Origin of the sequence: Polaromonas sp., from assembly GCF_016185115.1 — a bacterium.
Taxonomy (GTDB): domain Bacteria; phylum Pseudomonadota; class Gammaproteobacteria; order Burkholderiales; family Burkholderiaceae_C; genus Polaromonas.
Genome location: NZ_JACPOF010000015.1, coordinates 85177 through 99109 on the forward strand (window position 1 = coordinate 85177; position 13933 = coordinate 99109).

Genomic DNA, 13933 nt, shown 5'->3' on the forward strand with positions numbered 1-13933 from the left:
AAAATGCTGTCTTGATTACTGTCTTTACAGGGGATTCATGAGCAGCTCCGGAGCGGCCCCAATGTGGTGCGCGCGAACCGATGGCCATCATGACACCTTTTGCAAGCAGTCTTTGTGCCAGCCCCTGCCCGGCACCTGTCATCGCAAGATTTATGTCAGCCTGTAATGCCCTGTGCGTTCTCGTTCAGCGGTCCCGAACTGTAAATTTGCCGCCCTTAAAACACCAATGCTGTTTGAGGCAACGATCATGCATTTTTTTAATAAGGGCCAAGGGTTACTACTTAGCCGAACTTCTGCCACCCTGCGGCACGGCCTTGGCGCCAGCCTGCGCCTGAAGAAAAATCCAAAGCGCCTGCGCGTGCCCTTTTGCAGAGGCGTTGGCCACCGGGCGCTCGCGGTAAACGCGAATGTCCATGGTCATCTCCAGCTTGTCACCCGCGCTCACCAGCTTTCGCGCGCGCAATTCCTTCTTGACTGCGCTGGAAGGCAAAAACGCCACGCCGTGGCCTTCAAGCGCCATGGCTTTCAGGCCCTCGGCCATGTCGGTTTCATAGACCCGGTCCAGATGGATGGCCGTGCCCGATTGCTTGAGGATCAGGTCCACCACCCGGCCCAGATAGGCACCCGGCGCATAACCCAGGTAGGGCAGCGGCTGGCCCGCACGCCCGGGCAGGCGGAACATGGGCTGGCCCTCGGCATCGGGCTTGACGTAAGGCGACAGCACCTCCTGCCCCAGGGTGACCATTTCATAACGGTCAGGGTCGAGCTGGAAAGGCTGGGAGTCATGGTGATAGGCAATCAACAGGTCACAACTGCCCTCGACAAGCCTGAGCACGGCATCGTGCACATTGAGCGCAATCAGCCGGCTCTTGATGGGCCCGAACTTCTCGCGCAGGCTGCTGACCCATGCCGGGAAGAACGTGAACGCCAGCGTGTGCGGCACGGCGAACTCGATGACGTCCTGCCCCGCAGACGTATGGCCGCGCAACATGGCCCGCGTGGACTGCAGTCCCTGCAGCATTTCAAGTGACTGGCTGTAGAGCGTTTCGCCCGCCGGTGTGAGCCGGGTCGGGTAGGAGCTGCGATCGACCAGGTCGGTGCCGGCCCATGCTTCCAGCGCCTGTATGCGCCTGGAGAACGCGGGTTGCGTCACGTGGCGCAACTGGGCCGAGCGGCTGAAACTGCGGGTTTCAGCCAGGCTTACAAAATCTTCCAGCCATTTGGTTTCCATCTTTTAATTATGAGGGGTTGGATTTCCCGGGCTGCTAGGGGAATTCCATGCGGCGCTGTTTGGTTTGGGCACTCTTTCGAAGCTGACCGGCCTCAACCAGAATGCAAATCAAACACCAGCGTCCGCAGCCACTGACTTGCCGGGTCTTTGTGCACCCGCGCATGCCAGAACAGGTTGATGGCTATCTGTGGCAGCTTCACTGGATGCGGCAGGTATGCAAGATCAAACGGCTGCACCATGCTGTGTGCCAGCCGTTCCGGCACGGTGGCGACCATGTCGGTGGATTGCAGAATGTGCCCGACCGCCACAAAGTGCGGCACCGTCAGCCTGATCTTTCGTTTCACCGCCTTGCTGTCGATGATCTCGTCGACCTTGCCGTGGCCTGTGCCTGCAGAAACGATGGCCACATGGTCTGCGGCGAAGAAATCGGCCGGGGACATTTTGGGCTTGTCCAGCGGGTGCCCCTTGCGGAACAGGCAGACATATTTCTGCATGAACAGCCTGCGCTGGAAGAAGCCGCTGTCGAGTTGCGGCAGCAAACCTATCGCGAGGTCTATTCGCCCGGCTTCCATGTCGTCTTTCAGCCGGGCCTGGCTGTTGCGCACGGTGCTGATGGTCACGGCGGGCGCGATGAGGGCAATTTCCTGCATCAGGCGCGGCAAAAAATAAATTTCACCGATATCCGTCATGCCCATCGAAAAGCGCCGCTGGCTGGTGGCAGGCTCAAACGTGCTGGTGCGGTTGATGGCACTGTGGATCAGTCCCAGCCCTTCCGTGACCGACCCGGCCAGCTGCGCTGCAAAGGGCGTCGGCTCCATGCCGCGCGATGTGCGTAAAAACAGCTCATCGCCAAACAGCTTGCGCATGCGCGCCAACGCGTTGCTCACCGCAGGTTGGCCCAGCCCCAGGTTCTCCGCCACCTTTGACACCTTGCGTTCAGTCAGCAGCTGGTTGAACACCACCAGCAGGTTCAGATCCAGGTCTTCGAGTTCCATGGTGTCTCCATGATTATTGATTCAGATGATGAATTGCATTATCACCATTGCATTGACTGATTTCGCAGGCTGCGGGATCATGGGCGTGCCCCGTTCTGCGAGGGCAGATAAACGGAGACAACAATGACTGAACAAAGTGTGGCCGCTCCAGAGGCCAACCCCACCTTCCCGTCCGGGATTCACTGGGAGTCCGACGGCACCAGCCGCATCCCCTTCATGGCCTACACCGGTGATGAACTGCACAAAAAAGAGCTGGAGCGCTTTTTCTACAAGAACCACTGGTGCTACGTCGGGCTGGAAGCCGAAATTCCCAACCATGGCGACTTCAAGCGCACGGTGATCGGCGAGCGCTCGGTCATCATGGCGCGCGGTGGCGACGGCGAAATCAATGTGGTCGAGAACGTCTGCGCGCACCGCGGCATGCAGTTCTGCCGCGAGCGCCACGGCAACAAAAAGGGTTTTGTCTGCCCGTACCACCAGTGGGGCTACAACCTCAAGGGCGATTTGCTGGGTGTGCCCTTCAGGCGTGGGGTGCGGGTGGATGGCAAGGTCAATGGCGGCATGCCGGAGGACTTCAAGACAGCAGACCACGGCCTGAAAAAACTGAAGGTCGCCACGCGCGGCGGTGTGGTGTTCGCCAGCTTCGACCATGACATCGAGTCGTTTGAAGACTTCATGGGCCCGACCATCCTCGGCTATTTCGACCGCCTCTTCGACGGCCGCAAGCTCACCATCCTGGGCTACAACCGCCAGCGCATTCCCGGCAACTGGAAGCTGATGCAGGAAAACATCAAGGACCCTTACCACCCGGGGCTGCTGCACACCTGGTTTGTGACCTTCGGCCTCTGGCGCGCCGACAACAAGTCAGAGCTGAAGATGGACGCGCACCATCGCCACGCGGCCATGATCTCCACGCGCGGCAGCGCCGGCAAGTCGGAGCAGGTCACGCAGGTGTCCAGCTTCAAGGAGAGCATGGAGCTGAACGACCCGCGCTTCCTGGACATCGTGCCCGAGCCCTGGTGGGGCGGGCCGACGGCGGTGATGATGACGATCTTCCCCAGCGTCATCCTGCAGCAGCAGGTCAACAGTGTGTCGACGCGGCACATACAGCCGGTGGGCCACGGCAAGTTTGATTTTGTCTGGACGCATTTCGGGTTTGAAGAAGACACCCCCGAGATGACGCAGCGCCGCCTGCGCCAGGCCAACCTGTTCGGCCCGGCGGGTTTTGTGTCGGCTGACGATGGTGAGGTCATCGAGTTCTCTCAGCAGGGTTTTGAGCAGAAACCGTTTCACCGCACACTGGCCGAGCTGGGCGGGCGCGGTGTTGAAGACACGGATCACATGGTCACGGAAACCTTGATACGCGGCATGTACAAATACTGGCGCAAGGTCATGGAAGAAAAATGAAAACACCCCCGTTGGCCTTCACGTCGTGTAAGGCCCTCCCACCCTCAAGGGGGCGAGACCTGCGGTCTGGCGAAGCCAGTCCCGCGGTCTCCTTGCCTCTGTCTTCGCGTTTTGCAGTCCCGGATCAAATGAGATCTGGCGGAGAACTGAAATGATCGCCATCGACTTCCAGGATTACTTCCAGCTCACGCAGCTTTACGCCAACTACGCCAAAGCCGTCGACTCAGGCGACTGGGATTTGTGGCCCGAGTTTTTCACTGAAGAGTGTTCGTACAAGCTGGTGCCGCGCGAGAACCATGAACGCGGTTTTCCGCTGGCCACGCTGATGTTCGAAAGTAAAGGCATGCTGAAAGACCGCGCCTACGGCATCCGCGAGACGCTGTTTCATGACCCCTACTACCAGCGCCACGTGGTCGGCGCGCCCATCATCCACAAGGCTGACGGCCAGCGTTTTGAAAGCGAAGCCAATTACGCTGTCTTTCGCACCAAGCTCTCGCAGGAGAGCACGGTGTTCAACACCGGCCGCTATATCGACGTGGTGGTCAGGACGCCCGACGGCCTGAAGTTCGAATCACGCCACTGCATCTACGACAGCGAGATGATCCCGAACTCCATCATTTACCCGATTTGAGGAACGACAGGCGGTCTGCACGGCATGCGTTAGCGGGAGAGCTTGTCCGGGAGACGATGCGGGAAGACCTGGCCAGGATATGTAAAGTAAACTTTACATATTGGGGCTTTGGGCGGTCCGGCGGGCCCGTCCAGGCCGAAAAATGGCTAAAAAAGGCCATTTTTAGCTGCCAAATCAGGCTGCAGCCCAATGAATACGCACGTGAGCAGCTATCAAAAATATAGTAAATCCGGCGTATTTTGCTGCCCCGCAAAAACCGGGACAATGCCTCCACATCGACCGGCAGCACCTTGCCGGCCTGCAACACCTGATCACTGGAGCCCGGATCCCATGTCTTATATGTTGTTGATCGTTGAAGACCCCGCCCAGCGCCGTACGCGAACCGCTGCCGAGGGTGAAGCGGTGTATGAGCGCATGGTGCGTTTCGGCCAGGATCTGCAGGCGCGTGGGGTGCTGGTGGCTAGCGAGTCGCTCAGCTCTCATGCCAGCGCCGCGCGGGTCAACTTGCGTGCCGGCAAGGCGGCGGTGGTCGATGGCCCGTTTGCCGAAGCCAAGGAGATGATTGGCGGTTTCTTCCTGCTCAGCTGCAAGACCTGGGCCGAAGCCGTCGCCATTGCCCAGCAGTGCCCGGCGGCAGAGTGGGCGACCGTTGAGGTGCGCTCCACTGGCCCCTGCTACGACGATGCCGATGCCGACTCCACTTTCAGGCTGAACTGATTTTTTTGCCGGCGGGGTGTCGATTCCCCTGCGAGCCGTTCGTCGTATGGGTGAGGGCCTGATTTTTGGCCTGTTTTTTCCTTTCTGTTGAACCAGGAGACCGCCATGCGTTTCATGATCATTGTCAAATCGACACCCGAATTCGAGGCCGAAACCACCCCCCAGGCACCGGACGAAAAACTGATGGCCGACATGGCCGACTACATGGAAGAGCTGTCGCGCGCCGGCGTGCTGCTCGACGGCGCCGGCCTGCAACCCAGCCGCAAGGGCTGGCGTATTCACTACGACGGCCAGAAGCGCAGCATCACCGACGGCCCGTTCGCAGAAGCGAAGGAGCTGGTTGCCGGCTTCACGATCATCCAGGTGCGCAACCGCGAAGAAGCCATGGAGTGGTCGCGCCGCTACCCCAACCCGGCAGGTGAAGGCAAGCCTGCGGTGGTCGAAGTGCGCCAGCTGTATGAACTGGACGACTTTGAGCCTAATGAGCAGGTAGAGCGCTTTCGGGAGATGAACACCCCCAGTCAGAAGTGATTCAGAAGTCATTCAGAAGCGATCCGGAAATGAGGAAAAAAGTCATGCACATCGCCCTTACCCTTCTCGGCCTGCTGGTGCTTGCAATTGCCGTCGTTGCGGCAATGGCGTCGCAGCGGCCCGATACCTTCAGCGTTGCGCGCAGCACGGTGATTGCCGCACCGGCAGAAAAAATCTTCCCGCTCATCAACGATGTGCACGCCTTCAACACGTGGAATCCCTACAACCACAAGGACCCGGCCATGAAGGGAAGCTACGCTGGCCCGGCCAGCGGCCCCGGCGCGCACTATGACTTTGAAAGCAGAAAGTCCGGCAGCGGCTTTTTTGAAATCACGCAGGCCCAGGCGCCTTCGCAGGTGCAGATGCGGCTGCTGATGACCGCGCCCTTCAAGGCCGATAACGTCATCACTTTTACGCTTTTGCCCGAGGGCGCGCAGACATCCGTCACCTGGGCCATGGCCGGGCCTGCGCCTTTCATCTCGAAGTTCATGGGCGTCATCTTCAATATGGACAAGATGATAGGCAAGGATTTCGCCGACGGCCTGGCCGCGCTGAAGCGCAAGGCCGAGCAGGCCTGATTCATATCGCCACCTCAAGGGAAAACCACATGTCACGTCAAACCTTCATCAACCTGCCCATCAAGGACATGGCGCGCAGCCAGGCCTTCTTCAAAAGCCTGGGCTTCGAGTTCAACCCGCAGTTCACCAACGATCAGGGCGCCTGCATGATCATCAGCAAGGACCACAGCTACGCCATGCTTCTGGTTGAATCCTTCTTCCAGGGTTTCACGAAGAAGGCGATTGCCGATGCCACCAAAACGACGGAGGTGCTGATTGCGCTGTCGTGCGAAAGCCGCCAGGAGGTTGATGAACTGGTGACCAGGGCTTTGGCCGCTGGCGGTACCGCTCCCAACCCCCGGCAGGACCACGGCTTCATGTATGCGCATGGCTTTACCGACCTTGACGGACACGTGTGGGAGGTCTTCTGGATGGACCCTAATGCAGCTTCTCCAGCCGCCTGAACCTTTCTCGCCGAATCCGGGAAACTCGACGGATGCATTCAGCCACCCACCAGGCCATAGCCACCGTATGGCGCATAGAGTCCGCCAAAATCGTCGGTGCAGTGGCGCGCATGGTGCGGGACATTGGTCTGGCCGAAGAGCTCGCTCAGGACGCGCTGGTCTCCGCGCTGGAGCACTGGCCCGCGTCCGGTGTGCCTGACAACCCTGGCGCATGGCTGATGGCTACGGCCAAAAACAAGGCGCTTGACCGCATGCGGCGCGAGAAGTCGCTGCAGGGCAAACTCGAGCAGGTCGGCCACGACATGGAAGCGCAGGAGATCCACGTCGTGCCCGACTTTGTCGATGGCCTGGACGCCGCCAGGCAGGAGGCCGAAATCGCCGACGACCTGCTGCGGCTGATCTTCACCGCCTGCCACCCGCTGCTCTCAACCGAAGCACGGGTCGCGCTCACGCTCAAATTGCTGGGCGGCCTGACCACGCATGAAATTGCCCGTGCCTTCCTCGTGCCCGAACCGACGATTGCGCAGCGTATCGTGCGCGCCAAACGCAGCCTGAGCGAGGCGGAAGTGCCGTTTGAAGTACCGGCCGGCGACGACCTCAATGTCCGGCTGGCTTCGGTGCTCGAAGTGGTCTACCTCATCTTCAATGAAGGTTACACCGCAACAGCGGGCGAGGACTGGATGCGTCCTGCGCTGACCGATGAGGCGCTGCGACTGGGACGCATGCTGGGCGGCCTCGCACCCGACGAAGGCGAGGTGCAGGGACTGCTGGCCCTGATGGAACTGCAGGCCTCGCGCGCCGCAGCGCGTGTGGACAAGGCAGGGCGCCCGGTGCTGCTGCTCGAACAGGACCGCAGCCGCTGGGACCGCCTCCTGATACGGCGCGGACTGGCCGCCCTGAAGAGCGCCGAGTCGCTTGCGCATTCAGGCGCGAGGCCATTGGGCTCTTATGCACTTCAGGCGTCGATTGCGGCCTGTCATGCCCGTGCGGCAAGAGGCGAAGATACCGACTGGGCGCGGATAGTCGCCATTTACGACGCACTGGCACAAGCCACGCCGTCACCCGTCATCGAACTCAACCGCGCGGTCGCCGTCGGCATGGCCTTCGGGCCGGCGGCGGGGCTGGCGATTGTCGATGTGCTGGGTGCAGACAAGTCATTGCAGAACTACCAGTGGCTGCCCAGCGTGCGCGGTGACCTGCTGGCGAAACTGGGCCGCACCAGCGAAGCGAGGGCAGAGTTCGAACGCGCGGCGCAACTGGCAGGCAATGTGCGCGAGCGTGAGTTGTTGCTGGAGAGGGCTGCGCAGCTCCATGCGCATTGAGCTTTCAGCCTGCGTGACAATCCGGACATGACGAAATCACATCCCGCGCCTGCACCTGCCGTGTTTGAAGAAGAGTTCATTGCAGGCCTCACCGACCTGTTTGAAAACAGGATTGTCTTCAACAAGGTGCTGGGGCTCAAGGTGACCGTGCTCAAGCCTGAACTGGTGAGGGCACGCGTCGACATGAAGCCCGAGCTGGTGGGCCACTACAGCTATCACCGCGTGCATGGCGGTGTGGTGAGTGCGGCACTCGACGCGCTGGCTGGCCTGGCCGTGATGGCGGCCATAGGCGCGCGCCACATGGACGAGACGCCGCTGCAGCGGATCAACCGCTTTGCGAAGCTCGGTACCATAGATTTGCGGGTGGACTACCTGCGCCCGGCCATTGGCGACCATTTCGAACTTCAGGCCGAAGTGCTGCGCCTGGGTTCACGCGTGGCCAGCACACGCATGGAGTTCTTTGGTGCTGACGGCACGCTGCTGTCTACGGGCGCTGCGGCCTATATCGTTTCCTGAGATGACCTATGCTGGTTTGACTATCTTGCGCGGCCGGCCAAAATCGTCAATCGCGACATAGGCCAGGCTGGCTTCGGTCACCTTGACGTATTTGCCCTGGCTACGCAGGCGCTCCGCATACACCTCAACCTGCACTGTGATTGACGTTGTGCCGACGCGCGTGACGGATGCAAAAAAAGACAGCAGGTCACCCACGCGTACCGGCTGCTTGAAGATGAACTGGTTCACGGCGACCGTAGCCATGCGGCCGTCTACATAACGCGCAGGAAGAACCGCGCCAGCAAGATCGACGTGAGACATCACCCAGCCACCGAAAATATCGCCATTGGCATTGCAGTCGCCCGGCATGGGGATGACCTTGAGCACCAGCTCCTTGTCGGTTGGCAATTCGACGTGAAGGGTTTCGGGCAGAGTACCCGAGTGGGCGCTTGATTCAGAAGACATAGGCACAATCTGCAAAAAGTAAATACAACACAACGATTGTCCTCCATGCGCTCCCGTGCCTCCAGCCCTGATTCTTTCCATGCCCTGCCGCCTGTTCTGGTGAACGGTGTCGCTGTTCCGCCGCCCCCACGGTCTGACTGGGGCACGCTCAAACGGCTTTTCCCCTACCTGTGGGACTACAAGTGGCGCGTGCTGGCGGCCCTGATGTTTGTGCTTGCGGCCAAGCTGGGCAATGTGGGTGTGCCTGTGCTGCTCAAAACCCTGGTTGATGCCATGAGCCTCAAACCCGGCAATGTGCAGGCCGTGCTGGTTGTGCCTGTCGCCTTGCTGCTGGGTTATGGCCTGCTGCGCCTGTCGACCTCGCTGTTCAGCGAGTTGCGCGAACTGGTGTTTGCGAAGGCAACTGAAGGCGCGTCGCGCAAGATTTCGCTGGAAGTGTTCCGCCACCTGCACGCGCTGAGCCTGCGCTTTCACCTGGAGCGGCAGACCGGCGGCATGACGCGCGACATCGAGCGCGGTACACGCGGCGTGCATTCGCTGATCTCGTATTCGCTTTACAGCATCATCCCCACGCTGTTTGAAGTCGGTCTGGTGCTGGGCATTCTGGCGGTCAAGTTCGATGCCTGGTTTGCATGGATCACGCTGACAGCGCTGGTGCTCTACATCACCTTCACCGTGACGGTAACGGAGTGGCGCACCAAGTTCCGCAAGGAGATGAACGCGCTGGACTCCACCGCGCACAGCCATGCGATCGACTCGCTGCTCAATTACGAAACCGTCAAATACTTCAACAACGAAGCTTTCGAGGCGAACCGTTACGACGGCAGTCTTCAGAAGTACCGGCGCGCCGCCATCAGGAGCCAGCGCACGCTGAGCATGCTCAACACCGGCCAGCAGCTCATCATTGCGGTGGGCCTGGTGGCCATGCTGTGGCGTGCCACCCAGGGCGTCGTCGATGGCCGCATGACGCTGGGCGACCTGGTGATGGTCAACGCCTTCATGATCCAGCTCTATATTCCGCTGGGTTTTCTGGGTGTGATTTACCGCGAGATCAAACAGAGCCTGACCGACCTCGACAAGATGTTCACGCTGCTTGAGAAAGAGCGTGAGATTGCAGACGAGCCTGGCGCGCAGCCGCTACAGATTCGTGAAGAGCCGGCGGTGCGTTTTGAAAATGTGAATTTTTCATATGAGCCGGCCAGGCCCATCCTTAAAGACGTGAGTTTTGAAATACCGCCCGGCAAGACCGTGGCGGTGGTTGGGTCATCGGGCGCCGGCAAGTCCACACTGGCGCGCCTGCTGTTCCGCTTTTACGACGTGCAGGGCGGCCGCATCACCATCGCCGGGCAGGACATCAAAAAAGTCACGCAGGCCAGCGTGCGCCAGGCGATTGGCATCGTCCCGCAGGACACGGTGCTCTTCAACGACACGGTTGAGTACAACATCGCCTACGGCAAACCCGGCGCCTCGCATGCGGAGGTCGAGGCCGCGGCCCGTGCGGCGCGCATTCACGACTTCATCGCCTCGACACCTCTGGGCTACAGCACCATGGTGGGTGAACGCGGCCTGAAACTCTCCGGTGGCGAGAAACAACGTGTGGCGATTGCCCGAACGCTGCTCAAGAACCCGCCGGTCGTGATTTTTGATGAGGCTACTTCTGCGCTGGACTCAGCGAACGAACGTGCGATTCAAGCCGAACTGCGGGCCGCAGCGCAGAACAAGACCACGCTGGTGATTGCACACCGGCTCTCTACCGTTGTGGATGCGCACGAGATCCTGGTGATGGAAGAGGGGCGGATTGTCGAGCGGGGAACGCACGCTGAACTTCTGGCTTTGGGGCAGAGGTATTTGAAGATGTGGACCTTGCAGCAAAGCTCCGAGTGAGGTTCTGGTTGGGGTGAAGGGCGCGGCCGCAAGCCGGCAACCTGACCGGCCCTGTCAGGCCGCCTGATCCCGCCTGACCCGTTCCAGTACAGCCGCAACCTCACGCACATCCATCCCGTACATCTCGGCAAACTCGGCCTCGGTCTTCCCGCTGGCCTTGAAGGTGGCCATCAATGCATCACGTTTGGCTGCCTCGAGCTTGAGCTGGGAAAGTGCCTCATCGACAAGTGAATTCGCAGACTCGTCCTGCACCCTGACACGTTCCGCGTATTCCTCACGCGGCAGGCCGGACGCTTCGATGGCGGCGACTATCCTTGCGATCACGCGGGGCCTGAGGTCTTCTTTCGAGCGCGCCTGGCGGCGGCGGAAGACTTCGAGGATGGCGTGGTGCACGTGTTCTGGCGACACGGGTTCTACTGCGTTGCCGTCAAGGTCATGGCACGCCAGCCCGGCGGCCACGCTTTCGAGGTAGCGTGTTGAGCGCGCATGCTGGCCCATGGCGAGCTTGAGTTCATCTTTTTTGAACACGTCCGGGTGCCTTGCCAGCAGGTCCTGAAAAATGCCGAGCTTGAGCGGCAGGAACTGCGCACCGAACAGTTTGGGGTGCAGCTCAAACAGTTTTTCCAGAAGCGGATTGACCTCACGCTGCGGGCGCGCCTGTGGTGCAGCTTTGGCAGGATGTGGTCGCCTGTTGCCCTGGGGGCGGGGCTTGCGCGCCGCATCTGGCTTGCCAGCGTTTTCGGCCGGGGCGGCGGCTGCAGAGGTTGTCATGTCGGTCATTACTTGTCCAGTTGGTTTGCAGGTCGCCGTTGCGCTTCAGCGCGGCCTGTACATCTTGAAGTGATTGTCGCGTGTGATTTCAAAGTAATCGGCAGGGCCGCCGGCGCGCAGTATGGGTTGTGCAGTGACGGTGTCGTAAATGCCATCCTTGAGCAGGTGGCGTGCGATGTGAATGCCCACCACTTCACCCAGCACCAGCCAGGTGTCGACGGGCACGCCATCCAGGCCCTGCAACTGCAGCAGCTGTGTCAGTTTGCATTCGAAGGAGACGGGGCTTTCAGCCACGCGCGGGGCCTTGATGCAGCGCGAGGCGCCAGGTGTCAAGCCGGCCAGCTCGAACTCGCTGACATCGGGCGGCACGGCAGCACAGGTCTGGTTCATCTGTTCGGCGAGGGGGCGTGTTGCCAGGTTCCAGACGAATTCACCGGTTTGCCGGATGTTGCGCAGGCTGTCCTTGGCGCCAATGCTGGCAAAGCCGATGATGGGCGGCGTGTAGTTGAAGGCGTTGAAAAAACTGTAGGGCGCGAGGTTGAGCCGGCCTTCTGAATCCTGCGTCGACATCCAGCCTATGGGGCGCGGTCCAACGATGGCGTTGAAAGGGTCGTGCGGCAGGCCGTGGCCTTTGGATGGTTCGTAAAAGTGGATGTCTTCGTTCATGTTCAACTTTGTTTGGTACTGCTGCGTGCCACGGCTTCGGCCACTTCAATGCCATCGACACCGGCCGACAAAATGCCGCCCGCGTAACTGGCGCCTTCGCCTGCAGGGTACAGGCCCCTGACGTTCAGGCTCTGGAAGTCATCGCCGCGTGTCATTTTGAGCGGTGACGAGGTGCGCGTCTCGACGCCGGTCAGCACCGCATCGTGCATGTCGAAGCCGCGTATCTTTTTGCCGAAAGCCGGCAGTGCCTCGCGCATCGCCGTGATGGCGTATTCAGGCAGGGCGGTGGCGAGGTCTGTCATCAGCACGCCCGGCTTGTAAGACGGTTCGACGCTGCCGAGTTGCGTGGATGGCTTGCCTGCGATGAAGTCACCTACCAGCTGGCCAGGCGCCTCGTAGTTGCTGCCGCCCATCGTGAAGGCATGCGACTCCAGCTGGCGCTGGAAGGCAATGCCCGCCAGCGGTCCACCGGGGTAATCAGCCGGTGAGATGCCCACAACGATGCCTGCGTTGGCATTGCGTTCATTGCGCGAGTACTGGCTCATGCCGTTGGTCACCACGCGGTTTTCTTCAGACGTTGCGGCCACCACCGTGCCGCCCGGGCACATGCAAAAGCTGTAGACCGAACGCCCGTTCGCGGCGTGATGCACCAGCTTGTAGTCGGCCGCGCCCAGAAGGGGGTGGCCGGCATGCTGGCCCAGGCGTGCGCGGTCAATCAGGCTTTGCGGGTGTTCGATGCGAAAGCCTATGGAAAAAGGCTTGGCCTCCATGTAGACGCCGCGTTCATGCAGCATGGCGAAGGTGTCGCGTGAGCTGTGGCCCAGCGCCAGCACGACGTGGTCGGCGCGCATTTCGTAGCTGCTGCCGTCGGCCAGGTTCTCGACCTTGAGGCCGCGAATCTGCCCACCCTCGATCTGCACGTCGCTCACGCGTTGCTGAAAGCGCACTTCCCCGCCCAGCGCGATGATCTGCTCGCGCATGTTCTCGACCACCTTGACCAGCTTGAAGGTGCCGATGTGCGGTTTGCTGACCAGCAAAATTTCTTCAGGTGCGCCAGCCTTGACGAATTCCGTCATCACCTTGCGGCCCAGGAAGCGCGGGTCCTTGATCTGGCTCCAGAGCTTGCCGTCTGAAAACGTGCCGGCGCCGCCTTCACCGAACTGCACATTCGATTCGGGGTTGAGCACCTTTTTGCGCCACAGGCCCCAGGTGTCTTTCGTGCGTTCACGCACTTTTTTGCCGCGCTCCAGCACTATGGGTTTGAAACCCATCTGCGCCAGCAGCAATGCCGCGAAGATGCCGCAGGGGCCGAAGCCGACCACCACAGGCCGGACTTCGGGTGCGGCATCCACATGGGTGACGGGGTAGTAGGCCTGATCTGGCGTGGGGCGTATGTGCGGGTTGCCTTCAAATTTTTGCAGCAGGCGGGCTTCGAGTTCGGGGGAGGTGAGGGCGACGTCGGCGATGTAGACCAGCAGCAGCTTTTGCTTGCGCGCGTCGTAGCTGCGTTTGTAGATGCTGTGGCTGGCAATGTCGCCCGGCGGTATGGCGAGCGTTCTGGCGATCAATGCGGGGAGTGCATCTTCCGCATGGTCAAGCGGGAGCTTGAGTTCGGTCAGGCGAATCATTCTGGACTTTCGTGGGATCTGTTTTCCGGATCAGCACGTATTTTAGGCGGGTGGTCAATTGATCAAAATGCTACGATTTTGGCAGCTGCTCACGTGCGTATTTATTGGCTTGCAGCCGTTTTTGGCATCAAAAATAGCCCCTTTTGGGGTTGAATCGGGGTGCTGGATG

The 13933-nt window shown here is 60.5% G+C and carries 15 protein-coding genes; 9 read left to right on the forward strand and 6 right to left on the reverse strand.

Translation table 11 applies throughout. The features are described from left to right. Positions 1-277 precede the first annotated feature (277 nt). Together HYX42_RS06880 and HYX42_RS06885 are read right to left on the reverse strand one after the other, a co-directional pair. On the reverse strand, positions 278-1231 hold the full coding sequence (locus HYX42_RS06880; RefSeq protein WP_293401222.1) for a LysR substrate-binding domain-containing protein: 954 nt from the start codon (positions 1229-1231) through the stop codon (positions 278-280). 92 nt (positions 1232-1323) lie between these two features. Continuing rightward, entirely contained in the window at positions 1324-2226 is a 903-nt protein-coding gene (locus tag HYX42_RS06885) for a LysR family transcriptional regulator (protein WP_293401224.1), read from the reverse strand. A 123-nt stretch (positions 2227-2349) separates the two neighbouring features. Between HYX42_RS06885 and HYX42_RS06890 the strand changes: the two genes are divergently transcribed. From HYX42_RS06890 to HYX42_RS06925, 8 genes are all read left to right on the forward strand, one after another. Then, positions 2350-3633 carry an aromatic ring-hydroxylating dioxygenase subunit alpha gene (locus tag HYX42_RS06890; protein ID WP_293401226.1) on the forward strand — a complete coding sequence of 428 codons (1284 nt, stop codon included), beginning with the start codon at positions 2350-2352 and terminating at the stop codon, positions 3631-3633. A 151-nt stretch (positions 3634-3784) separates the two neighbouring features. Beyond that, positions 3785-4264 carry an aromatic-ring-hydroxylating dioxygenase subunit beta gene (locus HYX42_RS06895; RefSeq protein ID WP_293401228.1) on the forward strand — a complete coding sequence of 160 codons (480 nt, stop codon included), beginning with the start codon at positions 3785-3787 and terminating at the stop codon, positions 4262-4264. A 330-nt stretch (positions 4265-4594) separates the two neighbouring features. After that, positions 4595-4981, forward strand: coding sequence for a YciI family protein (locus HYX42_RS06900; RefSeq protein WP_293401230.1), 387 nt, complete (start codon positions 4595-4597; stop codon positions 4979-4981). 105 nt (positions 4982-5086) lie between these two features. Next, positions 5087-5512 carry a YciI family protein gene (locus tag HYX42_RS06905; protein ID WP_293401232.1) on the forward strand — a complete coding sequence of 142 codons (426 nt, stop codon included), beginning with the start codon at positions 5087-5089 and terminating at the stop codon, positions 5510-5512. Between the two features lie 44 nt (positions 5513-5556). Next, on the forward strand, positions 5557-6090 hold the full coding sequence (locus HYX42_RS06910) for an SRPBCC family protein (protein WP_293401234.1): 534 nt from the start codon (positions 5557-5559) through the stop codon (positions 6088-6090). Between the two features lie 29 nt (positions 6091-6119). Then, on the forward strand, positions 6120-6533 hold the full coding sequence (locus tag HYX42_RS06915; protein ID WP_293401236.1) for a VOC family protein: 414 nt from the start codon (positions 6120-6122) through the stop codon (positions 6531-6533). Between the two features lie 32 nt (positions 6534-6565). Beyond that, on the forward strand, positions 6566-7855 hold the full coding sequence (locus HYX42_RS06920; protein ID WP_293401237.1) for an RNA polymerase sigma factor: 1290 nt from the start codon (positions 6566-6568) through the stop codon (positions 7853-7855). Between the two features lie 27 nt (positions 7856-7882). Further along, entirely contained in the window at positions 7883-8371 is a 489-nt protein-coding gene (locus tag HYX42_RS06925) for a thioesterase family protein (protein ID WP_293401238.1), read from the forward strand. Between the two features lie 6 nt (positions 8372-8377). On the opposite strand, the gene HYX42_RS06930 is transcribed toward HYX42_RS06925, so the two are convergent. Then, entirely contained in the window at positions 8378-8815 is a 438-nt protein-coding gene (locus HYX42_RS06930; protein ID WP_293401239.1) for an acyl-CoA thioesterase, read from the reverse strand. A gap of 45 nt (positions 8816-8860) precedes the next feature. On the opposite strand from HYX42_RS06930, the gene HYX42_RS06935 reads away from it, so the two are divergent. After that, complete coding sequence (locus tag HYX42_RS06935) at positions 8861-10699, forward strand: ABC transporter ATP-binding protein/permease (RefSeq protein WP_293401241.1); 1839 nt, start codon at positions 8861-8863, stop codon at positions 10697-10699. A 54-nt stretch (positions 10700-10753) separates the two neighbouring features. Here HYX42_RS06935 and HYX42_RS06940 read toward each other — a convergent pair whose 3' ends face one another. Genes HYX42_RS06940 through HYX42_RS06950 form a run of 3 tightly spaced genes read right to left on the reverse strand, consistent with a single transcriptional unit; the run spans position 10754 to position 13764 of the window. After that, positions 10754-11479 carry a ProQ/FINO family protein gene (locus HYX42_RS06940; protein WP_293401243.1) on the reverse strand — a complete coding sequence of 242 codons (726 nt, stop codon included), beginning with the start codon at positions 11477-11479 and terminating at the stop codon, positions 10754-10756. A gap of 36 nt (positions 11480-11515) precedes the next feature. Further along, a complete protein-coding gene (locus HYX42_RS06945; protein ID WP_293401245.1) occupies positions 11516-12136 on the reverse strand; it encodes a flavin reductase family protein in 621 nt (206 codons plus the stop codon). 2 nt (positions 12137-12138) lie between these two features. After that, entirely contained in the window at positions 12139-13764 is a 1626-nt protein-coding gene (locus HYX42_RS06950; RefSeq protein WP_293401247.1) for an NAD(P)/FAD-dependent oxidoreductase, read from the reverse strand. Between the last annotated feature and the right edge of the window lie 169 nt (positions 13765-13933).